The 20,700-nt window shown below is 70.4% G+C and carries 24 protein-coding genes; 15 read left to right on the top strand and 9 right to left on the bottom strand.

The genetic code is table 11. The features are described from left to right. Positions 1 to 60: 60 nt before the first annotated feature. Positions 61 to 210: a hypothetical protein gene (locus AC3WOH_RS24495; protein ID WP_492231933.1), complete on the bottom strand. Its 150-nt coding sequence runs from the start codon at positions 208 to 210 to the stop codon at positions 61 to 63. Between the two features lie 517 nt (positions 211 to 727). Beyond that, positions 728 to 1,966: an MFS transporter gene (locus tag AC3WOH_RS24500; RefSeq protein WP_492231934.1), complete on the bottom strand. Its 1,239-nt coding sequence runs from the start codon at positions 1,964 to 1,966 to the stop codon at positions 728 to 730. Positions 1,967 to 2,052: 86 nt separating this feature from the next. On the opposite strand from AC3WOH_RS24500, the gene AC3WOH_RS24505 reads away from it, so the two are divergent. Next, positions 2,053 to 2,691, top strand: coding sequence for a TetR/AcrR family transcriptional regulator (locus AC3WOH_RS24505; protein ID WP_492231935.1), 639 nt, complete (start codon positions 2,053 to 2,055; stop codon positions 2,689 to 2,691). 142 nt (positions 2,692 to 2,833) lie between these two features. Here AC3WOH_RS24505 and AC3WOH_RS24510 read toward each other — a convergent pair whose 3' ends face one another. After that, positions 2,834 to 3,322 (bottom strand): thermonuclease family protein, encoded by a 489-nt coding sequence (locus tag AC3WOH_RS24510; RefSeq protein WP_492231936.1) that lies wholly within the window; start codon positions 3,320 to 3,322, stop codon positions 2,834 to 2,836. A 264-nt stretch (positions 3,323 to 3,586) separates the two neighbouring features. Here AC3WOH_RS24510 and AC3WOH_RS24515 point away from each other — a divergent pair, with 264 nt between their 5' ends. The 4 genes from AC3WOH_RS24515 to AC3WOH_RS24530 all read left to right on the top strand — a co-directional run bounded on the left by AC3WOH_RS24515 (position 3,587) and on the right by AC3WOH_RS24530 (position 6,576). Further along, the gene (locus AC3WOH_RS24515; RefSeq protein ID WP_492231937.1) at positions 3,587 to 4,774 is read left to right on the top strand and encodes a serine hydrolase domain-containing protein; all 1,188 of its coding nucleotides are present in this window, start codon (positions 3,587 to 3,589) and stop codon (positions 4,772 to 4,774) included. Positions 4,775 to 4,824: 50 nt separating this feature from the next. Further along, positions 4,825 to 5,514: a DUF6796 family protein gene (locus tag AC3WOH_RS24520; protein ID WP_492231938.1), complete on the top strand. Its 690-nt coding sequence runs from the start codon at positions 4,825 to 4,827 to the stop codon at positions 5,512 to 5,514. Between the two features lie 97 nt (positions 5,515 to 5,611). Continuing rightward, the gene (locus AC3WOH_RS24525; RefSeq protein ID WP_492231939.1) at positions 5,612 to 6,094 is read left to right on the top strand and encodes a tetratricopeptide repeat protein; all 483 of its coding nucleotides are present in this window, start codon (positions 5,612 to 5,614) and stop codon (positions 6,092 to 6,094) included. A 140-nt stretch (positions 6,095 to 6,234) separates the two neighbouring features. Then, positions 6,235 to 6,576 (top strand): DUF1330 domain-containing protein, encoded by a 342-nt coding sequence (locus tag AC3WOH_RS24530; RefSeq protein WP_492231940.1) that lies wholly within the window; start codon positions 6,235 to 6,237, stop codon positions 6,574 to 6,576. 18 nt (positions 6,577 to 6,594) lie between these two features. Here AC3WOH_RS24530 and AC3WOH_RS24535 read toward each other — a convergent pair whose 3' ends face one another. Continuing rightward, positions 6,595 to 7,530, bottom strand: coding sequence for a LysR family transcriptional regulator (locus AC3WOH_RS24535; protein WP_492231941.1), 936 nt, complete (start codon positions 7,528 to 7,530; stop codon positions 6,595 to 6,597). Between the two features lie 59 nt (positions 7,531 to 7,589). Here AC3WOH_RS24535 and AC3WOH_RS24540 point away from each other — a divergent pair, with 59 nt between their 5' ends. The 4 genes from AC3WOH_RS24540 to AC3WOH_RS24555 all read left to right on the top strand — a co-directional run bounded on the left by AC3WOH_RS24540 (position 7,590) and on the right by AC3WOH_RS24555 (position 13,359). After that, on the top strand, positions 7,590 to 9,041 hold the full coding sequence (locus tag AC3WOH_RS24540) for an amidase (RefSeq protein ID WP_492231942.1): 1,452 nt from the start codon (positions 7,590 to 7,592) through the stop codon (positions 9,039 to 9,041). 31 nt (positions 9,042 to 9,072) lie between these two features. Next, positions 9,073 to 10,065, top strand: a complete 993-nt coding sequence (locus AC3WOH_RS24545; RefSeq protein ID WP_492231943.1) for a Bug family tripartite tricarboxylate transporter substrate binding protein — start codon at positions 9,073 to 9,075, stop codon at positions 10,063 to 10,065. Then, entirely contained in the window at positions 10,065 to 11,531 is a 1,467-nt protein-coding gene (locus AC3WOH_RS24550) for an MFS transporter (protein WP_492231944.1), read from the top strand. Before AC3WOH_RS24545 ends, AC3WOH_RS24550 begins: the two co-directional genes overlap by 1 nt. Positions 11,532 to 11,676: 145 nt before the next feature. Further along, complete coding sequence (locus tag AC3WOH_RS24555; RefSeq protein WP_492231945.1) at positions 11,677 to 13,359, top strand: hypothetical protein; 1,683 nt, start codon at positions 11,677 to 11,679, stop codon at positions 13,357 to 13,359. A gap of 43 nt (positions 13,360 to 13,402) precedes the next feature. Here the strand turns inward: AC3WOH_RS24555 and AC3WOH_RS24560 are convergent, their stop codons facing one another. Continuing rightward, entirely contained in the window at positions 13,403 to 14,044 is a 642-nt protein-coding gene (locus AC3WOH_RS24560; RefSeq protein ID WP_492231946.1) for a PepSY domain-containing protein, read from the bottom strand. Between the two features lie 128 nt (positions 14,045 to 14,172). Here AC3WOH_RS24560 and AC3WOH_RS24565 point away from each other — a divergent pair, with 128 nt between their 5' ends. Genes AC3WOH_RS24565 through AC3WOH_RS24575 form a run of 3 tightly spaced genes read left to right on the top strand, consistent with a single transcriptional unit; the run spans position 14,173 to position 17,063 of the window. Next, the gene (locus AC3WOH_RS24565; protein WP_492231947.1) at positions 14,173 to 14,919 is read left to right on the top strand and encodes a PepSY domain-containing protein; all 747 of its coding nucleotides are present in this window, start codon (positions 14,173 to 14,175) and stop codon (positions 14,917 to 14,919) included. Continuing rightward, positions 14,920 to 15,609, top strand: coding sequence for a response regulator transcription factor (locus tag AC3WOH_RS24570; protein WP_492231948.1), 690 nt, complete (start codon positions 14,920 to 14,922; stop codon positions 15,607 to 15,609). It abuts the gene before it with no gap. After that, positions 15,609 to 17,063: a sensor histidine kinase gene (locus AC3WOH_RS24575; protein WP_492231949.1), complete on the top strand. Its 1,455-nt coding sequence runs from the start codon at positions 15,609 to 15,611 to the stop codon at positions 17,061 to 17,063. The genes AC3WOH_RS24570 and AC3WOH_RS24575 overlap by 1 nt, the downstream gene beginning before the upstream one ends. Positions 17,064 to 17,075: 12 nt before the next feature. On the opposite strand, the gene AC3WOH_RS24580 is transcribed toward AC3WOH_RS24575, so the two are convergent. The 3 genes from AC3WOH_RS24580 to AC3WOH_RS24590 all read right to left on the bottom strand — a co-directional run bounded on the left by AC3WOH_RS24580 (position 17,076) and on the right by AC3WOH_RS24590 (position 18,775). Next, positions 17,076 to 17,522, bottom strand: a complete 447-nt coding sequence (locus tag AC3WOH_RS24580; protein ID WP_184865794.1) for a VOC family protein — start codon at positions 17,520 to 17,522, stop codon at positions 17,076 to 17,078. A gap of 99 nt (positions 17,523 to 17,621) precedes the next feature. Further along, positions 17,622 to 18,443 (bottom strand): helix-turn-helix domain-containing protein, encoded by an 822-nt coding sequence (locus AC3WOH_RS24585; protein WP_492231950.1) that lies wholly within the window; start codon positions 18,441 to 18,443, stop codon positions 17,622 to 17,624. Between the two features lie 47 nt (positions 18,444 to 18,490). Next, positions 18,491 to 18,775: a hypothetical protein gene (locus AC3WOH_RS24590; RefSeq protein WP_492231951.1), complete on the bottom strand. Its 285-nt coding sequence runs from the start codon at positions 18,773 to 18,775 to the stop codon at positions 18,491 to 18,493. A 120-nt stretch (positions 18,776 to 18,895) separates the two neighbouring features. Here AC3WOH_RS24590 and AC3WOH_RS24595 point away from each other — a divergent pair, with 120 nt between their 5' ends. Next, the gene (locus AC3WOH_RS24595; protein WP_492231952.1) at positions 18,896 to 19,336 is read left to right on the top strand and encodes an SAM-dependent methyltransferase; all 441 of its coding nucleotides are present in this window, start codon (positions 18,896 to 18,898) and stop codon (positions 19,334 to 19,336) included. 16 nt (positions 19,337 to 19,352) lie between these two features. Here AC3WOH_RS24595 and AC3WOH_RS24600 read toward each other — a convergent pair whose 3' ends face one another. Continuing rightward, positions 19,353 to 19,715: a hypothetical protein gene (locus AC3WOH_RS24600; protein WP_492231953.1), complete on the bottom strand. Its 363-nt coding sequence runs from the start codon at positions 19,713 to 19,715 to the stop codon at positions 19,353 to 19,355. Positions 19,716 to 19,805: 90 nt separating this feature from the next. On the opposite strand from AC3WOH_RS24600, the gene AC3WOH_RS24605 reads away from it, so the two are divergent. Together AC3WOH_RS24605 and AC3WOH_RS24610 are read left to right on the top strand one after the other, a co-directional pair. Continuing rightward, a complete protein-coding gene (locus AC3WOH_RS24605; RefSeq protein ID WP_492231954.1) occupies positions 19,806 to 20,204 on the top strand; it encodes a hypothetical protein in 399 nt (132 codons plus the stop codon). After that, positions 20,201 to 20,521: a hypothetical protein gene (locus AC3WOH_RS24610; protein WP_492231955.1), complete on the top strand. Its 321-nt coding sequence runs from the start codon at positions 20,201 to 20,203 to the stop codon at positions 20,519 to 20,521. The genes AC3WOH_RS24605 and AC3WOH_RS24610 overlap by 4 nt, the downstream gene beginning before the upstream one ends. The last annotated feature ends 179 nt before the right edge of the window (positions 20,522 to 20,700 follow it).

Below are 20,700 nucleotides of genomic sequence, written 5' to 3' on the forward strand. Positions count from 1 at the left end.
TGCCCTCAACACAGGCATGCCATCAAGACGGCCACGGTTTGCCAGGTCGTCCCGGACCCACTATCCCATCGGCTTCCAGTGCGGCGCTTCCGGCTCGGGGAACAGCAGCTGCGCCTCGCGCGCCGGGCGCTGCATGGCCTCCCACTGTCGGCGGCGCTTGATGTCGCGGGGGCGGAGCTTTTCGGGCTGGCTTCTGTGGGTGCGGGACATGGTGGCTACCTCCTCGTGGGGTGGTGCCTCCATTGGCGCGCAGAGCGCGGTTCTTGGCTGTCGGACGGTTTCGATGCGGGGCATCGGCCAGTGCCCAGCGGTGCCGCAAGGCGGCACTGACAGCCGGTCGCCCAAAAAAAGACAGCCCGCTGGTGGGGCGGGCTGTAACTTGCTGTTCAGCAAGGGAGGGGTGGGTGTCGATGCGGTATCGACAGGGGCAATACTAAAGACGCGGCGCGGGCATTTTTGTAGGACGACATGCCATTGATGTGTGCACCCCAGGAGGGCCGGCGCTCGCTTTGGTCTGTGTAGGAATTGTCTGACGCAGCGTGTTTGCAAAAGACTGCACGCAATTGTTGCAGTGCGTTTTACGCTGTTGCATTCTTCACGGAGAACCACCTCATGCCTATCTTGGGAATCGTCGTTGGCATCCAGGCCATTGCCATCGTCGCTGCGCTGTCGTTGAGCCTGGCCATCTACTCCTGACCGCCCCCATCGGCGTGCACGGCGGCACCGCTCAGGGCGCCGTCCGCTGCCGCACCATCAGGCCCAGCGCCGTGAGCCCCAAGGCCAGCAACGCCAGGCCAAACCCCAGTGCCGTGGCATGCAGCCCGAAGTGGCCGGCGGCCAGGCCGGCCGCAATCGCCGGCAGGCTGAAGGCCAGGTAGCTGAGCACGAAAAAGCCCGACATCAGACCCCCGCGCTCGGCCGCCGTGGCCGTGCCCACCAGGCTGCGCAGCGAGCCGTTGAAGCCCGAGCCAAACCCCACACCCGCCACCACCGTGCCCGCGAAGAAGGCGCTGCTTGAATGCAGCGCAATGCCCGCCAGCGTGATGGCCAGGCCCAGCACCAGCGCCCAGGTGCCCAGGAGCAGCACCTGGCGTGGCGGCCGGGTGCGCACGAACACAATGGCCACGGCGGCCGTGAGCACCAGCGCGCAGATGAGGGCGCCGCCCAGCACCGGCGCGTGGCTGCCCGTGATCACGCGCGCCAGCGTGGGCCCGAGCGAGAGGTAAAAGCCCCCCAGCGCCCACAGCGCCGTGTTGAGCGGCAGGATGCGCGCCAGCGTGGCGCGCGAGCCCGCCGGGATGGCGATGCGCGGGCGCAGCGAGCGCCAGGCGCCGGGGCGGCGCGCCACGGTTTCGGGCAGGAAGACAGCGGCCAGTGCCTGCACGATGAACAGTGCCAGCAGCAGCTCGAACACCTGCGCCGTGTGCGTGGGCGCGAACTGCACCAGCGCGCTGGTGCCCAGAGCCCCGGCAGCCATGCCCAGCATGGGCGCCACGGTGTTCACCAGGGCGCCGCGCTCGGGGTGCAGGTCGATCAGCGCGGCGCTGAGCACGCTGGTGGCAATGCCTGTGGCCAGGCCCTGCACGGTGCGCGCGGCAAACAGCCAGGCCACCGAATCGGCCTGCCAGAACAGCACGGTGGAGGCGATCTCCAGCACCAGGGCCAGCAGCACCACTTCGCGCCGGCCCCGGTGGTCCGAGAAGGTGCCGAACAGCAGCGCCGTGCTCAGCAGCGCAAAGGCGTAGCTGGCAAACACCAGTGTCAGCGTGAGCGCCGAAAAGCCCCAGCTGTCGCGGTACAGCGCATACAGCGGCGACGGCGCGCTCGACGCGGCCAGAAAACCCACCAGGATGGAGGCCAGCAGCCACAGGGCCGGGGCATGGCCCATGCGGCGCACAGGGGCCGAGGGCGGGGCGATGGCGTGCGGCGTGGCGGCGGCTGCGGCAGCAGCGGGGTTCGTGGCCATGGAAACTCCAGTACGAAATAAAAGCAAAGAATTTGCTTTTGCGTATTAAACCACTAAAGCAATCTTTTTGCTTTAGCATGGTGGGCATGACTTCCAAACCAGCCCCCCGCCCCGGGGGACGCAGCGCCCGCGTGCAGGCGGCCGTGCACCGCGCCACCAATGAACTGGCCGGGCAGATCGGCCGCGCGCAGCTCACCGTGCCGCTGATCGCCGCGCAGGCGGGGGTGACACCCTCCACCATCTACCGCCGCTGGGGCGACCTGGCCGAGCTGCTGGCCGACGTGGCGCTGGACCGTTTTCGTGCCGACACCGAGCCCGCGGACACGGGCACGGCAGAGGGCGACCTGCAGGTCTGGGCCGAGCAGTTCTTCGAGGAAATGGGTTCCGAGGTCGGCCAGACCATGCTGCGCGACGTGCTGGCCGGGCGCATACAGGGCAGCGGCATGGCCGTGCCCAGCCAGTGCGCGGCCTACACGGCCAGCCAGATCGAGATCATCCTGGCGCGCGGTCTGGCCCGCGGCGAGGCCGTGCCCACGGTGGATGCGCTCATGGACGGCGTGGTTGCACCCATCATCTACCGCACCCTGTTCGGGCCGGCCCGGGCCAGCCATGCACTGGTGCGGGAACTGGTGGCCGGATGCATGCGAGGCGCGGGCCGGCCGGGCGCGCAGCGCAGCGATGCGGCCCTGGCGCTGGACGGCCTGGCGGGGCCGATGCTGGATTGAAATGGCGCGGCCTGTGCAAAGCAGTTGCCGGCAGTTGCCGCGAACCATGGCTGCTTGGGCGCCGATGTTGTACCTGGCGCTGAGCAGCCAGGTGCAGGGGGTGCGCGTGGCGCCGTGACGACGGCGACCGTGGCGCCGCGCTTCAGGGAAGGCGCACGGTCGTCGGGGCCATGGGGCCCGTGGGCTTGAGCTTGCGCGTGGCGCGCCAGTCCCAGGGGGGCAGGGGGCCGTTCTGCACCCACAGGCCGCGCCCGGCAGCCTGGGCGCGCAGCTGCAGGTCGGCCAGCGCCTCGTAGCCCAGGCCCACCTTGGGGTCGTACCAGGCCATGCCGGCGCGCATTTGCTCGGTGGCGGCGTCCTTGCCCTGGCACTCCACGTCGGCCACGGTGTTGCCGAAGACGTCCACGGCGATGTTGCTGAGCTTGACCTTCTGCGGGATCAGGCAGAGGTTGACCAGGCTCTTGTGCGAGGCCTCGCCATAGGGCTGGCGCATTTCGGGCGCGTCGATGGCGCGGATGGAGACGCTGGTCTCTTCGTTGCGGGCGACGCCGTCGCAGCGGGCGCGGAAGGAGTCGCCGTCGTTGATGGCAACGACCAGGCAGAGCAGGGTGGCGGCGGTGGTCACGGGCATGGCGTGGCTTTGCGGGGGCGGGCGGGAAAAGCGGTGCACGGGCGCGCTGCACGTTGGCCGTGTGGCTGCCTGCCGGTTGTTGGAACTGCCATCCCTCTCACCCCAATATTGCTGGTGGAATTTTTGTGGCGCTATTTTGCTATGACTGGGCGGCTTTGGGCCGGGTCGGCCTGCCGTTTTGGGGCGGCCACCCAAATGCCTGAGGCCCTGCATACCCTGCCGCGGCTACAGTAGCGGCCAGCAAAACCGTGGCAGGAGGGTGCCTTGGGAGCATGGACCGTTGTTGCTTGGGCTGCCGCTGCGCTGCTGCTGGCCGGCGCACTCTGGCTGTATTTCAAGGCGCTGGCGCCCGGCGGCAGCACGCTGGAGCAGATCGTGGACCACGCCCTGCGCAAGGCCAACCGCCCCGGCCGCCCGGGCAGTGCGCTGGTGGTCGGGGTGCTGCATGGCGGCCAGGTGTGGACCAAGGGCTATGGCGCGGTGAACCCGGCCGATGTACCGCCTGCGCTGCCCACGGGGGCCACGGTGTTCCAGATCGGCTCGCTCAGCAAGGTGATGACGGCCAGCCTGCTGCCGCTGCTGGCCGGCCGCCATGGGGTCGCGGAAAGCACCACGGTGCAGGAAGCCCTGGGCCCTTCCGCCGCGCCCGTGCACCCGGCCCATGCCGGTATCACGCTCGGGGCCCTGGCCACGCACACCTCGGGCCTGCCCCGGGTGCCCAAGCTGCTGGAGCGCGATCTGCCCGTGCACCTGGGCGTGCAGGAGGTGCTCAAGAACCCCTACAGCCTGATCCAGCCGGCCACGGTGTGGGACTACCTGCAGCAGCCGCCCGACAGGAACGACGGCAAGCCCGTGCCGGGGCGCTTTGCGTATTCGAACTACGGCATGGGCCTGCTCGGCCACCTGCTGGAGCGGCGCACCGGCGAGCCCTATGGCGCGCTGCTGGCGCGCGAGATCTTTGCGCCCCTGGGCATGCAGGACAGCGCCGTGGAGCCTGCTGCCGCCCTGCGCGAGCGGCTGGCCCAGGGCCATACGGCACGCGGCGAGCCCTGCGCGCCGTGGAGCTTTGTGTCGCTGCACGGTGCCGGGGCCGTGCTCTCCACGGCCGATGACCTGCTGCGCTTTGCGCGCGCCCAGCTCGATGCCGCCATGCCCTTGCATGCGGCCCTGGCTGCCACCCACGCGCCGCGTGCCAGTGGTGCCACCGGGCTGGGCTGGATGCAGCCCAGCCCGGTGGACCGGCTGCTGGGCAACCGCCACATCGTCTGGCACGATGGCGCCACGCTGGGCTACTGCTCCTACCTGTCCATCGACCTGCAGGCGGGGCTGGCCCTGGTGATTCTGGGCGCGCAAGGCAACGGGGTCACCGTGCCCGGCATGCTGCTCACGCGCAAGCTGCGGAAATTCATGGCGTCACAACCACCATCGCACCAGAAGGGCGCTACCGCATGAACAGAGACCACAACGATTCAGCATGCGTACCCGGCCAAAGGGGCGCCAGCATGGGCGCTGGCATGGGCATCTGGGGGGCCGTGCTGCTGTTGGCCGGCGACATGCTGCTGCTCGGCCACTGGGGCGCGGCCGCCGATTTCCGTGCCGGCATGCTGGAGCTGGTTCGCTCGGCACCGGTTGCGCGCATCTGGGCCGGTGGCCTGCTCGGGCCCGTGGCGGGGGCCTTGCTGGTGGCGGGCTTCTGGCAGGTCTGCCAGGGCGTGCAGGTGCCAGCAGGGCGGGCTGCGCGCGCCATGCTGGGCCTGTTCATGCTGTTTGCCGTGGGCCTGGCGGCGATCCATTCCGTGTGGGCGGTGTTCGAGCTGCTCATCCGCACGTGCCTGGACGGCGCCGCCGGCGGCGCCCCTGCGGCCTGCCAGGCGCAGGCCGAGGCCGTGCAGGCGTACATGCGGCTGTCGTTGTTGGGCCTGGCCGTGCCGGGTGCCATGGCCTCGCTGGTTCTTGCCATGCTGGTGCTGCGCGGGCGCACGCCATGGCCGCGCTGGGCCGTGCTGGCCAACCCACTGCCGCTGGTCGCGGTGTTGCTGCCTGCCTTTGCGGCTGCGCCAGCACCCACCGGCGCGGTGCTGCTGGGCGGGTCGGCAAGCCTGCTGCTGCTGGTGTTCTTCGTGGTGGCCCATGTCAGCGCCAGGGGTGTGCGCGGGGGACCACCGGCGGGCCTAGTTGGCAAGCTGCCATGAAAGCCGGGCATGATGCCGTGGCCGCGGGGCCGGCCCCGGGGCGATGCTGTCCCATTGTCTTTTTCTACTACTTCTCTTCTTGCTGGAAGGTAACGCGATGTCCGATGCAGAGCACAACCCCTATGAAGACGCCACGGCAGCCTATGACCGGGGGCACCTGAACAAGGCCTTCCAGGGCTTTCTGGCGGGGGCGCAGGCGGGCGATGTGGACTGCATGGCCATGGTGGCGGTGATGTACGGCGCGGGCGAGGGCGTGCGCATCGACCTGGCGCAGTCCATCGAGTGGGACAAGAAGGCCATTGCCGCAGGCAGCGAGCTGGCGTTTCTGAACATAGGCATCAGCTACCGCTGCATGGGCGACATGGTGAGCGCCAAGCGCTGGTTCCTGCGCGCGCTGGACGCGGGCGATGCGGAGGCCGCGCTGCAGCTGGCCAAGCTCTACATGGTGAGCGAGCTGGAAGCGGACACGGTGCGCAAGTACCTGCAGATGGCCCTGGACAGCGCCAAGGCGCTGGACGAGACGAAGCTGGAGGCGCGGCAGCTGCTGGCCCTGGGCGCGGCGCAGCCCGGCAAGCGGTAGGCAGCCGGCGCCTGGCGCTGCAGGGGCGTTCCGCCCGGGCTGCACACCTGGGCGAAACCATGACCTGCCAGGTAATCGACCCGCGGCAAGGCCTTGCCTACAGTGGATCCATCGCAACCCACTCAAGAAGGAGATCCACCATGACCGCATACGCCATCGGCCTGCTCGAAGACCTGCAGTTCGGCCCCGACATCGTGAGCTATCTGCAGCGCATCGACGCCACGCTGGCGCCCTATGGCGGCGAGTTCCTGGTGCATGGCACGCGGCCCGAGCTGCGCGAAGGCAGCTTTGGCGGCGACTGCGTGGTGATTGCCTTCCCCAGCATGGACCAGGCGCGCGCCTGGTACGACTCGGACGCCTATGCGCCGCTGATCCCGTTGCGCACGCAGCATTCACGCTCCACGGTGTTTCTGCTGGAGGGGGTGAAGGAACTGCCCTACCGCGCCGCGGGACTGCTGGACAAGCTGGGCGTGGCGGCCTAGTCCCGGCGCCCCGGTCCCTCAGTGCACGGCCGGGGTGGGCTGTGCGAACGGCTGTGCGAACAGGGGCTGCACGAGGCCCACGAACTGCTGCACGAGGGCGTGGTCTGGCTGGCCGTCGAGCCAGCTGGCGGCCACGTCCAGCCCATGGTCGAGGTCGCTCAAGGGGCGCAGGGCCACACCGGTGGGCAGCATGGCGCGCACGCTCTCGGGCAGCAGGGCCACGCCCATGCGGGCACGCACCAGGGCCAGTGCGCCGTGCACCGTCTGCACGCGGTGCGCCACCTGGGGCTGGTAGCCGCGCTGATGCAGCAGTTGCAGCACGCCTGCGCCCTGGCCCGGGGCCGGGGCCGGTAGCAGGATCAACGGTTCGGCCGCAAAGCGGCGCAGCGAGAGCGGGGCGGCGGCGTCTCCACCACCGCCATCGTCGGGCACGGCGGCCCGGTAGCGCAGGCGGCCAAAGGGCTGGCAGGCCACGCCGTCCTGCCCCTGGGCGGGTAGGCCCAGGGCCACGTGGATGCGGCGCTCGCGCAGGGCCTCGCCGAGGGCCGGGGCGTCCATCTCCTCGAACTGGAAATCCACCTGCGGCAGGGCCTGGTGCAGGGCGTCGGCCACGCGCGGCAGGAATTCGTAGCACAGCGCGTGCATGATGCCCACCTTGAGGCTGCCGCGCCGGCCGCTGCCGATGGCGGCGGCCGCATCAAACCCGTCCTGCGCCAATTGCACGGCGTCGCGTGCGCGGGCATAGAGCGCGCGCCCGGCCTCGGTCAGGCGCATGCCGTGGCTGCCGCGTTCGAACAGGGCCGTACCCACGCGGTCTTCGAGCTTGCGGATCTGCACCGACAGCGGCGGCTGCGCCATGTGCAGGCGCCGCGCGGCGGCGGCCAGCGATTGCTCGTCGGCCACGGCCAGAAAGTACGAAAACCCGCGCAGATCGGTGCCCGTTAGCTTTGCCATAAGGGTGCTTTCGAAAACGGTATTGGATGCATTCCAGACCCGATGCAATTATCGGGCCCATGACTGATGCAACCCCCAGCGGCACCGACGTCGCCGCCCTCACGGCCAGCGAGCTGTCGCAAGGCTACCGCCACAAAGATTTCTCGCCCGTGGAGGTGGCCCGGGCCACCCTGGCGCGCATTGCCGCCCTGCAGCCGCGGCTGAACTGCTACATCACCCTGTGCGAGGACGCGGCGCTGGACGCAGCCCGCGCCAGCGAGGCGCGCTGGCTGCGCGGCGAGCCCCTGGGCGCGCTCGATGGCGTAGCGTATTCGGTGAAGGACATCGTCAACACCCGGGGCCTGCGCACCACGCATGGCTCCATCGTCCACGCCGACAATGTGCCCGACAGCGATGCCCTGGCGGTAGCGCGCATGCGCCAGGCGGGCGCGGTGCTGGTGGGCAAGACCACGACCTCGGAGTTCGGCGCCAAGTGCCTGACCGATGCGCCGTTGTTCGGCAGCACGCCCAATGCCTGGAGCCGGGCGCACACCAGTGGCGGCAGCAGTGGCGGTGCCGCGGTGGCCGTGGCGGCGGGGCTGGCGCCACTGGCCATTGCCACCGATGGCGGCGGCTCCACGCGCATACCGGCCGCCTGCAACGGCGTGGTGGGCTTCAAGCAAAGCCTGGGTGTGGTGCCGCACAGCCAGGTGCAGGACGCGTTCTCCAACTACACCTATGTAACGCCCATGGCGCGCACGGCCGAGGACACGGCCCTGATGCTGCAGGTGCTGGCCGGCGAGGACGCCTCGGACCCCTGGTCCATGGGCGTGCCGGCTGGTGCGGGCATGGGGGCGGTGGCGCCGCAGGGCGCGCTGCACGGCAGGCGCATCGGCTTTGCCCGGGCACCCCAAGGCCGGCCCCTGGCGACCGCGGTGGCCACCGCCTTCGATGCCGCGCTGGCGCTGCTGCAGGCGCAGGGCGCGCAGGTGGAGGAGGTCACCGACCTGGAGGTGGACGTGGAGCCCCTGTGGCGCGTGATCAACCACACCAGCTGGCGTGCGCGCTTTGCCGGCCTGGCGCAAGCGCATGGCAGCGTGCTCACCCCCTCGCTGCTGCAGCAGCTGGCGCTGGTGCGCGACGTGACGGCCGACGAGTACCAGGCCGCCATGTTCGCGCGCACGGCGCTGTACCGGCGCGTGGCCGGGCTGCTGGCGCGCTATGACTTCATCGCCACGCCCACGCTCAACCAGACGGCCTTGCCCGTCGACCAGGACCTGTTCGGCGAGATCGAGATCGACGGTGTGCGCTACCCCGGGGTGCGGCCGCACTGGTTTCCCTGGACCATGCCCTTCAACCTCACGGGCCACCCCGCCGTGTCGGTGCCCTGCGGCTGGTCGTCGGCGGGCCTGCCCATCGGGCTGCAGCTCGTGGGCGGTTTCAAGCAGGACGCAGCCCTGCTGGCCGCCGCCTGGTGTTTTGAATCGGCCTGCGCGGCAGGCCGCTCCCCGCTGCTGGCGGGACGTGATTGACGCTTATCTCCAACCTCCAAGCCCTGTGCCCATGAAACACCACCCCACCAAACTACCGGCCGCCCTGTTCGCCATCGCCGCCCTTGCGTTTGCCGTGGCGCCAGCCCCGGCCCGAGCCCAGGGCAACAAGGAGCCTGTGCGCCTGGTCGTCGGCTTTGCGCCGGGCGGCGCGCTCGATGCGCTGGCGCGGGCGCTGTCGGAGCAGCTTGCGCCGCTGCTGGACGAGACCGTGCTGGTGGAAAACAAGCCGGGCGCCTCGACCATGCTGTCGATCGACTTCGTCAAGCGCGCCAAGCCCGATGGGCGCACCATCCTCATCGCCTCGGGCCCGCCGTTCACCATCTTCCCGCTGAGCTATACCTCGCTGAAGTACGACTACCCCAAGGACTTCAGGCCCGTGGCGCATCTGACGAACAACCCGGCCATCATCTCCACCAGCCCGAACGCGCCGTTTCGCACCTTCCAGGACTATGTGGCCGCAGCGAAGAAGGACCCGGACCAGCGCAGCTTCGGCCTGACCTCGCTGGGCGGGGCTCTGCACTTCTCCATCGTGGGCCTGGGCAAGGAGATCGGCGTGCCGCTCACCGCTGTCAACTACAAGGGCGGGGCGCCGCTGGTGACCGACATCGCGGGTGGCCACCTGCCCGTAGGCACCGATGCCTTGGGCAGCCAGCTGGAGCTGCACCGCGCGGGCCGGGTGCGCATCATCGCGGTGGGCGGCACCGAGCGCGTGAAGTGGCTGCCCGAGGTGCCCACCGTGCATGAGCTGGGCTACAAGGGCTTTGACCGGGCCACCACCTTCTACGGCGCCTTTGTGCCCGCAGGCACACCCGATGCGGTGGTGCAGAAGCTGGAGAAGGCACTGGTGCAGGCTGTGCGCAGTACCCCGGTGGGGGCGTTGCTGGAGCGTGCGGGCATCCAGGCGACGGGCCTGCCGGCCGCCCACCTGGCCGAACAGATGAAGAAGGACCATGCGTTCTGGAAGCCCATCGTCGAGGCCTCGGGCTTCAAGGTGGAGCAGTAGTGCGGCGGCAGGCACCGGCGGTGCCGCGCCCCGGGCAGGTGCTGCTGTGCGCCTCGCTGGCGGCTACGGCCTGCTTTTTCAGCGCGACGGCCGTCCACGTGCTGCTGCCGTCCATCACCCGGGACCTCGGGGCCAGCAGCGCACAGGCCGAGTGGGTGGCGCTGGCCTACTGGCTCAGTCTGTCGGTGCTGACCCTGTGCTTTGGCCGGCTGGCGGACGTGCATGGCCGAAAGCGCCTGTTCTGTGGCGGCCTGGCGGTCTTCAGCGCGGCGGCGCTGGCCGGTGCTCTGGCTCCGGGCGCCGGGACCCTGGTGCTGTTGCGCCTGGTGCAAGGGGCTGCGGCGGCCGCCATCTTCGCCAACACGGCCGTGCTCGTCGCTGACGCCTACCGCGGGCCGGCGCTGGGCCTGGCCCTGGCGCGGCTGGCCATGGTGGCCGCCCTGGCGCAGGCGCTGGGGCCGTCGCTCGGGGGCTGGCTGGAGGGGGTGCTGGGCTGGCGCAGCGTTTTTGCCGGCGCGGGCCTGCTGGCCCTGGGCGTGCTGGTGGCGGCGGTGCGCTGCATCGCGGCGGACCCGCCACCGGGCCCGGCGGCCCGCTTCGATGGGGTGGGCGCGCTGCTGTCGGCCACCGGTCTGGGCGCACTGTGCTGGGGCCTGACCCTGGCGGGCACGCCCCCGGGCGGGGCGGCCACCACGCCGTGGCCGGTGGCGCTGTCGCTGCTTGCGGCCGGAGCGCTCAGCTTTGCGCTGCTGTGGCCCTGGTTGCTGCAGGCGCCGACGCCGCTGATCGCGCCCGATCTGCTGCGCGACCCGCAGCGGATGCGGCTGTACGCCTGCGTGTTCCTCATGGCCATGGCGCAGCAGGGGCCCGTTCTCGTCCTGGCGATGTACTACCAGCTGGCGCTGCAGTGGGCGGCTGCCGATGTGGGCTGGCGGCTGGCTGCGCTGGCCCTGGGCATGGTGCTGGGCGCGCCGGCGGCCGGCCGGGGCACCCGGTACCTGCCGGCGCACACGCTGTGCGCCGGCGCGCTGGCCGGCATGGCGGCCTTCACACTGGGGCTGGCCGCCGTGGTGCTCTTCGATGGGCACGCCTGGCTCGTTGCCTGCCTGCTGGGGCTGGGGGCCAGCCTGGCCCTGTTCGTCACGCCCTGCAACCAGATGCTGATGGACGGCTGCCCGCCCGGCCACCGCGGCATCGTCAACGCGCTGCGCGCCAGCCTGCAAGGCGCGGGCGGGCTGGCCGGCATGGCCTGGGTGCTGCTGCTGGCGCAGTGGCACCCAGGTGGTGGTGGGCCACTGCAGGCTGCCGCCAGCCCGGGGCGTTCGGCCGCAGCCTGGGGGGTGGTCATGGCGCTGGCCTGCGTGGCCGCCGTCCTTGGCCTGGGCGCGTGCCTGGCCGCCCGCGTGCGCATGCCGCCTGTGCTGCCCGACCAGGCCCTGCAGGGCCCGGGTAACAAGTCGGTGTAGCGGGCGTTGTAACAGATCGCCACATCTTCGTGGCGCAGTCGAGGCGCTGTCGGGCATTTTTTGACGACACTGGATGATGGCCCGCCAGTCGCGGCGGATGTCCGTTGGCCCAACACACAAGCGACACCGGGAGGGATTCTTCACCATGGCAACCACCACCAGGGCGGGCCGCGCTGCCGCGCCCCGCGCCACTGTATCGGCCATCGCCACCGCAGCGGCCCTGCTGTTGGGCCTGGCAGCCTGTGCCGGCCGTGCCACTGCGGCCACGCCCCTGCCGCCCGCGCTGGCCAGCGCCAGCACCTGTTTCCATGCGGGCCAGGGCCTGGTGGGCCGGGCGTTGCTGGACCTGGGGCCCGAGAGCCCCGATGCGCTGTTCGACCTGTACAAGGGCGTGCACTGGCAGGGGGCCTGGGCTTTCCAGAACACGCAGGGCCAGTGGGTGGTGCTGCCGCCCGGTATCGGCGTGGTGCCGCCGGTGGCGCGCGCGGTGCTGCACCCCCGCCGCGGCCTGGCAGGGGCCGCGGCCGCGACGCTGGAGGTGGGCATGTCAGAGCCCGGCCTGCAGGGGCCGGGCATGTTGCCGGGGATCACGCTCTTCGTGGGCTACGGGGCGGCGGGTGCGCAGAGCTTCGAGGACCTGCTGGCGCGCCAGCGCTTTGGCGTGGTGGCGCAGTTTGCCGGCAACGAGCCGGTGCGTGCCAACTGCGATGCGGCGGCGCCCACGCCCGGGGTGGCCATCGTGCCCGCGCCCGCACCATCGCCGCCAGGCACGGGGACCAGCCCTGCACCGGCACCCGCGCCAGCGCCGGCCCAGCAGGGCGGCAGCTTCAGCCACGGCAGCCGCTACACCATCCAGGCGGCGAACCTGGGCAGCAAGGCCGACCACAATGTGGGCAACTACCGCTACCAGGGCCAGCGCCACCTGCTGGCGCGCTTTTCCGATTTCGACAACGCTGGCGCCGCCACACCGGCCGCCAACACCAAGGCGGGCTGGCAGGCGCACCTCGATGGCATCTACCCCATCCTCACGTCCACCGATTTCAACGCCCTGGCCACGGCCTCGGGCGCGACGGTGGAGGCCAGTGGCGGTGTCACCCCCTCGGGCCGCTGGCTCAAGCGGCGCATCACGCAGGGCGTGCGCGACCAGTTCCCCAGCAACTACCGGCTGCGCAACTGGAACCTGTGGGACACGCGCGGCTACCAAGCGCAGATGTACTTCACGGGCTATGTGAACCTGTCTTCCATCAATGCGCCGGGCAAGTACTACCGCTTTTACTGGACCGATTCGAGCAACGCCAACAACAACGTCTGGACGGCCAAGGAAGGCGGCTCGATGACGGCGCGCGCCGAGGGCTCCAACACTGGCGTGCCCGGCATCTACTCCGACGCCCCCGTGCGCTACCAGGCGGGCACCTGGGTGCGCTACGAGATCCTGGCGGACTTTGCCAACGACCGCGTCTCGTTCTATGCCGACGGCAAGCCGCTCATGGACACCTCGCGCGGCTACACGGGGGTGAATACCGGCTGGCTGGGCGTGGGCGGCAAGCTCGACTACTTTCTGCTCAACAACACGGTGGAGATGGATGGCGAGGCCGGCGAGTTCGTGGGCCATGCCATGCCCTACCTGGACTTCAGCTTCAAACGCATCGAGCTGGCCGACGCGGCCGACTGGTCGCGCCGCACCGGCGCCGTGGTACAGGTGCCCACGCGCTGGGGCAATGGCAGCGTGGACATCGTGATCAACCAGGGGCGCTTTGCCAACCTGGAGGGCAAGCACCTGTTCCTGCTCGATGGCATGCAGGCCACCTACCTGGGGCCGCTGAAGTAGCGACGCGCGGTCGGGTGAGCGTGCCGGCGCGGCTACCCATCGCTCAGTCGTCCAGCCGCTCGCTGAGCACGCGGCCGGTGTGCGGGTCCAGGCGCAGTTCCACGGTCTGGCCGGCGGTGTTGGTGGCCTCGGCTTCCCAGAAGCCGTCGTCGTACTCCACGCTGCGCACGCGGGTGTAGCCGGCCTGCTGCAGGGACTGGCTGATCTGCGCGGCGGCCAGCACGGGCTGCCCGCCCACGGTGCCGCCGCTGCGGCCCACCTGGCTGAGCACTTCCAGCGTCTGCGGGTGCAGCACGAATTCCACCTTCTCGCCCAGCAGGTTCTGGCGCGCCTCGGCCTGCCAGAAGCCGTCGTCCAGCTCCAGGTCGTGAACATAGGTCCAGCCGCCGGCGCGCAGGGCCTGGGCCACCTGGGCCAGGCCGGGCAGGGTGGTGCCGATGTCGCTCTTGCGCACGGCGGTGAAGCTGGCGTCGGCGTCCTTCACGAGCACGGTGGCGCGCTGGCCGTCGTTGGAGATGGCCTTGGCCGTCCAGTAGCCGTACTGCTTTTGCAGGTCGTGCACGGCCACGTACTGGTTCTGGGCGATGATGTGGAGCGCGTCCTGCGCGCCCAGGGCCAGGGCGATGGAGGGCAGGGTTGCGGCGGCTGCGGCCAGGGTCAGGGTGGCAAGGGTCTTCTTCTTCACGGTGCTTTCCTTTCAAGCTTGGTCGGTATGGAGGGGCAGTGTGGCCAGCCCTGCCTAAACACGGTGTGAAGCCCTTGTTCATGGGGCGTTTAGCTTCGTCCGCAATAATCCCCGCGATGGAACGATGGATGAGCCGAAGGATGGGCCTTGTGGCCGCGTGCGCGGCGGCGCTGCTGCTGGCCTGCACTCCGGCACTGGCGGCGCCCCCGCTGGGCGTGCCCGCCGAGCAGGAGGCGGCGCGCCGCGGCGTGCTCAACGGGCAGCTCAAGCCGCTCAACAGCGTGATCGCCGAGATCAGCCGCAAGTACAACGGCCGCGTGATCGACGTGGAGACCGAACGCGGGCGCAAGGGTGAGCTGCGCTATGAAATCAAGCTCATCGATGCGCAGGGCCGCAAGCACGAGGTGCTGGTGGACGCTGCCACCGGCGCCGTGGTGGCGCAGGAGAGCGACTGGCCCACGCAGCCCGTGAGCCCCGCGCAGATGGCGCGCTACATCAAGCGGCTGGAGCAGCGCTACGGGGCGCGCGTGTCGGAGGTGGAGTTCGAACGCGACGCGCAGGGCCAGGCGGTGTACGAGGTCAAGCTCTCCGAGAAGCCCGCGGGCCAGATGAAGCTGCTGATGGACGTGTCCACCGGCGAGGTGATCCACCCGCCCCAGGGCGCCGTGTCCAAGGCCGCCATCAAGCCCATGTGGGCCCTGCTCGAATCGCTGCACCCGCGCTTTGCCGGCCTGGTGCTGGAGGTGGAGCTGGAGACCGACCACCGCCGCCAGCCCCACTACAGCGTGGAGCTGCTGCAGCCCAACGGCCACAAGCTGGAGCTGGAGGTGGATGCCGTGACCTTGCAAGTGTTGCGCCAGAAGGTGGATGAGTAGATGCGGGTACTGGTGGTGGAGGATGACCAGGCGCTGGCCGGCCAACTGCGGCAGGCGCTGGAGGCGGCGGGCTTTGCTGTGGATGTGGAGCACGATGGCGAGGCCGCGTCCTTCGCCGGCACGGCAGAGGCCTACAGCGCCGCGGTGCTGGACCTGGGCCTGCCGCGCAAGGATGGGCTGAGTGTGCTGCGCGACTGGCGCGAGGCCGGTTGTGGCTGGCCGGTGCTGGTGCTGACGGCGCGCAACCGCTGGAGCGACAAGCTGGCGGGCTTCAACGCCGGGGCCGACGATTACCTGACCAAGCCCTTTTTGATGGACGAGGTGGTGCTGCGCCTGCGCGCCATGCTGCGGCGCACGGCGGGCGTGGCCGCCAGCGTGCTGCGCGCCGGCCCGCTGGAGTACGACGTGGTGCAGGGCCGCTTTGCGCTGCAGGGCCAGGGCCTGCAGCTCACGGCGCAGGAGCACCGCATACTGGCCTACTTCATGCACCACCCGGGGCGGCTGCTCACGCGCGGCGACATCAGCGAGCATGTGTACGCGCGCGACCTGGACCCGGATTCGAACACGCTGGACGTGCTGATCGGCCGCATTCGGCGCAAGCTCGGTGGTGCGCCCCGGCTGGTGACCGAGCGCGGCCAGGGTTTTCGGCTGGAGGCCGGGCCCGACGATGCCGCCCGGGGGCCGGCCTGATGGCGCTGGCCCAACGCCTGGCGTTGCAGCTGGCGCAGTGGCCCATGGCCACGCGCATCGTGCTGCTGGCCTTGGTGCCCATGCTGGTGCTGGTGGGCGCGGGCGGCTGGTGGCTGCGCGTGCAGATGCACCAGAGCCTGCTGGCCAGCTTCGAGCAGGTGCTGCGCGACAAGGCCCAGCGCGTGGGCGCGCGGCTGCTGGTGGGCCCGCAGGGCGGCTTGCGCGAGCAGGCCGGTGCGGTGGACGAGTTCAGCGCCATCTACGGCGGCTGGTACTGGCGGGCGCAGGCCGGCAAGCAGGTGCTGCGCTCGCGCTCGCTGTGGGACATGGATGCCCCGCCCAGCGCCGCCGGGCCCGCGCGCGGCTCGCCCGTGCTGCACCTGGCCACGGGGCCGATGCAGGAGCCCCTGCTGGCCTACACCAGCGCCGTGCAGGTCGGGCCGCCCGTGGCCGAAGCGACATTGGTGGTCTACGGCCCGGCCGCGCAGCTGCAGGACAGCATGCGCCAGATCGACCGCACCCTGGTGCTGGCCGCCCTGGCGCTGATGGCCCTGGCCGGCGCCCTGGCCTGGCTGCAGGTGCGCGTGGGCCTGGCGCCGCTGCGCCGGCTGGAGGCGCTGCTGGCGGCCCTGCGCTCCCCCCAGGGCCCGGGCGCCGATGTGGCGCAGCACCTGGCCGCCCCCACCGGGCGCGACTTGCAGCCCCTGCAGGCCGAACTGGCCGGCCTGCTGGCGCACAACGCCCATGTGGTGGCGCGTGCCCGCGCGCATGCGGTGGACCTGAACCATGCCCTGAAAAAGCCCCTGGCCCTGCTCAGCGCCCAGGCCAGCGCGCAGGCCCTGGTGCCCGCTGCCGAGGTGCAGCGCCAGGTGGCCGCCATGGCCCAGCTGGTGGACCGCTACCAGGCCCGCACCCTGAGCGACGCGCTGCATGCCCACCCGGGCGCCGCCGGCCCGGCGGTGGACGTGCGCGAATGCGCGGGCCAGGTGCTGCAGATGATGCAGCGCCTGCATGCCGCGCAGGAACTTGCTTGGGTGATAGACGACGAGGACGACGCCAAGCCCCCGGCCGGCCCGCTGCGGTGGCGCGGCGAGCGCGCCGACCTGGAGGAGGTGCTGGGCAACCTGCTGGACAACGCGGGCAAGTGGGCGGCATCGGAGGTGCGCCTGTCGCTGGGCGTGCAAGCGGTCGGGCAGGTCGCCGGGCAGGGCGCCGAAGGCCCGGCCCTGGTGCTGCAGGTGGAAGACGATGGCCCGGGCATGACGCCCGCGCAATTGCAGGCGGCGGGCCAGCGCGGCCTGCGCTTTGACGAAACGGTGCAGGGCAGCGGCCTGGGCCTGGCCATTGCGGGCCAGATCGCCCAGGCCTATGGCGGGCGGCTGGCGCTGGGCAAGAGCGGTGGCCTGCGCGGGCTGCAGGTGCGTGTGGAGCTGCGCGGGCTGGTGACGGCTTGAGGGGGGGAAGGCTCAGCCGCCTTGGGCCATCAGTGCATCGTAGCGGCGCTGCATCTCCTGGGGCTCGACCTGCTCGATCGAGTGGCCGATGTTCCAGCGGTGGCCGAAGGGGTCGCGCACCACGCCGGAGCGCTCGCCGAAGAACTGGTCTTGCGCCTCCCGCTCCAGCGTGGCGCCCAGGGCCAGCGCGCGGGCGATCACGGCGTCGGCATTGTCCACGTGGATGTGCAGCGACACGCTGGTCGGGTTGCCGGGGCGCGGGCCGTGGATGCCGCATTCGGGGTATTCGTCGCTCACCATCAGCGTGGTGCCGCCGAAGTCGAGCTCGGCATGGCCCAGCCGGCCCGTGGGCGGCTCGGTCAGGCGAAACAGTTCGCGCGCGCCGAAGGCTTCTTCGTAGAAGCGGATGGCGGCCGCGCCGTCGGCGACATGCAGGTAGGGAAAGAGTTCGTGGACCATGGGGACATCTCCTTGGGGGTGGGTGGTGTGTTGTCCCACTGTAGGCCTCACGGCCGGCAGCGTCTTGAAGAAAATTGACCTGGCGAGGGGCTTCGGGTTTCAGCTGGTGCGCACGTGGTTGCGCTGCGCCGGTGCGGCGCGCAGCCAGTCGGTGGGGGTGACGCCGGTGAGCGCGCGGAACTCGCGCGTGAAATGCGCCTGGTCGGCAAAGCCGGCATCGGCGGCAATGCCAGCGGGCTGCGGGCCCGGTGCCTGCAGCGCGGCCAGCGCCAGCTGCAGCCGCAATACCCGGGCATGCTGCTTGGGCGCCAGGCCGGTGGCGTCGCGAAAGCGCGCGATCAGGTGGCGGTGGCTCAGGCCGCTGGCGTGCACGGCCTGCTGCACCGGGGCGCCCGCGTGCAGGCTGGCCAGGGCGGCGGCGATGGCCGGGTGCAGGCCGCGCACGGTGCGGGCCATGCGGGCCAGCAGCCAGGTTTCGAGCACGCGCAGGCAGGCCTCGGGGTCGCTCTGCGCCTGCAGGCGCTCCATCAGCTCCGCCACCGCGCCGGGCCCGCACACGTCGGCCAGCGGGGTGTGGCGCTCGGCCAGGTCGGCCGCACTGGTGCGCAAAAGGGCGCCCGCGGCGCCGGGTTCAAGCTGGGCCCCGACCGACCAGCCGTGCGTGCCGGCCTGCTTGGCGTAGTAGCCGGCCCGGGCACCGCCGACCACGGCCGGGCCGGGAGACCAGGCCTGGGCGTCATGCGGTGCATCGCCTGCCGGCAGCAGTTGCAGCGGCGGCCCGCCCCAGCGCAGGGCCAGGTGCATGTGGCCGGTGGGCAGCACATGCTCGCGCCCGGGCCGGGCGAGCGCAGGTGGTGTGAAGCCCGCCCAGAGCAGGCGTACAAAGGGGCGCAGCGGGGGGATGGGCGGGCGGGCAAGCATCGGGGCAGCCCTGTGGGTGGTTCAGTGCCTTGGGCGCGGCCTCTCGGTCACACCTTGAAGCGGCGGGCCTGCAGGGCGGCAGCGTAGTCGGCGACCACGCGGGCCAGGGCACCCTTTTCGTTGGCCTCGAGCGCGGTGCGCTCCTGGAACAGCTTGCTGCGCTCGGCCACCAGGCGCTCCATCTTGGCGGTGTCGGGGTTGGGGCGGTTGCTCTCGTACTGGATCTCGGCCACCACGGCCGCCAGCCAGGCGGCAAGGCAGGCACTGGCGGCCTGTTGGTGGCTGGGGGCGGCGGCGGCGCCTGTCTGGGGCACGGGCTGGGCGGCGGTCATGTTCATCACTCCTTGGTTTTGTGCAGTCGGATGGGGGAGCTTGTCTCTCCGTGTGCTCGAATGTAACGCGCCCGCGGCGCAAGACTCCCATCATCGCGCACGGGGCAGCACAATGTCTGCATGGCCTTGCTGCATCTGTCGCCCCGCCTTGCCGGTATTGTTGCGGCCCTGCCACTGCATGCCGGCATGCGCGTGCTGGAGGTGGGCTGCGGCCCGGGCGTGGCGGCGCGCGCGGTGTTGCAGCGCCTGGGCCGCACCGGCCATGTGCTGGCCATCGACCGCTCGGCCAAGGCCATTGCGCAGGCCGTGGCAGGGTCGGGCGCCGAGCTGGCCACGGGCCGGCTGGTGTACCGGCAGGTGGCGGCAGAGGAGCTGGTGCTTGAACCTGGGGAGCCGCGCTACGATCTGGCGTTTGCCGTGCGCGTTGGGGCGCTGGATGGGCGGCACCCCGAAGCGGGGCGGCAGGCCCTGGAATGCATCGCCCGGGCGCTGGTGCCTGGCGGGCGGCTGTTCCTCGACGGGGGCAGCCCGCTGCGCGAGTTGGCCTTGTGCCGGGAATGAGCGCCCTGGCATCCGATCAGCACACGACCAGGTGCTCCACCCCATCGCGGGTCTGGGACAGGTCTTCGCGCCAGTAGTGCGGGTCGTTGACCTGGCGCCACGCCACGCCCAGGGCGGGTGCCATGGCCCGCGTGGCGGGGTCGAACACGTTGCCGAGCGAGATGAAGAGGCTGCCCGGGTGGGGCCAGTCGGCCCGCTCCACCTGCACCAACGGGTTGCCGCGCCGCAGTTCGGCCAGCAGGCAGGTTTGCAGGCCGGTGGGCAGGCTGATCAGGATGGCCAGGGTTTGCAAGTTGTGCGTGGGGACGAAGGGGAGGAAGTCCTCGCGGGTGGCGGGGTGCGGTGGGGGATTGTCTGCTGCGGGAGGGGTGGCGGTCATGGGAGCAGTGTATCGGTGGGGGCGGGGTTTCAGGCTCCGCAGGACACTGTGTTCATACTGCGGTCAACGTCTTTTGCGGAACCGGAACATATGAATCTCTCGTGCACGAAGCACTGCGTATCGTGGCTGCTCAAATGCTGGCTGGTGCTGTTGCCCTGTATGGGCTTTGCCCAGCCAAACCCTCCAGTGGTGACACCGCAAGCGGCGCTGAACAAGGCGCTGGAAAGCCTGCGGCTGGCGGATGGAGAGTACCTTGCTGGATTCACGGTGAATCTGAAGACCGGTGAAGAAATGATGAGAGGGCGACGGTCGCTTGACAGCAGCGAGAGGCTCGACTATTTGCCGGATAGAAGGTACTGGAGCGTCGTTTTCGATATCAAGAACATGAAGGGAAAGTCTTACTACGGCATCTTGATGCCGGTCGACAGCACGACTGGCCTTCTAGTCTTTGATGTTCCAGCGACGCGACGCAAGGAGGCTCGAGAATGATGTCCAGCGTGAGCCGAGCTGAGCTTGAAGCAGCTGTTGGGCGCGCCCGTGGTGGGATGGCTGCTTTGTGGGAGTATTCCGCATCGCTCAGCGAACTGACGATCCGCATCACATGGCGGGGGACGTCGGAGAATCTCCATATGGTTTGCAATGGCTGTACCCGATTGGAGGCGACAACGGCCTGGGGCGATGTGGATCTTGAGTGGCGACAAGTCGATTCGGGCGAGATCATTTTGATCGACGCAAAGGCGCGGTTCCTCCTTGTCTGCAAGCAGATACGGGTGTTTCCGAATCTGGCGCCGATCTTTTTGAAGTAGATCCGCAGGGGCGGTGGGGGGCTGGGTGTCAGGCTCCGCAGCCAGGCTACGATGGTCTTCTTGTTGGAATGGGTGGTTTTGGTGTTGGCTGTTTGCCTGGGGTGAGGGCGGGAGCCGGGATGTGCGCCCGGCGGCGCAGTAACTTTCTCTTGCGTCGCCAAGAGAAAGTCACCAAAGAG

Source organism: Acidovorax sp. FW305-C-20-28, from assembly GCF_058783375.1.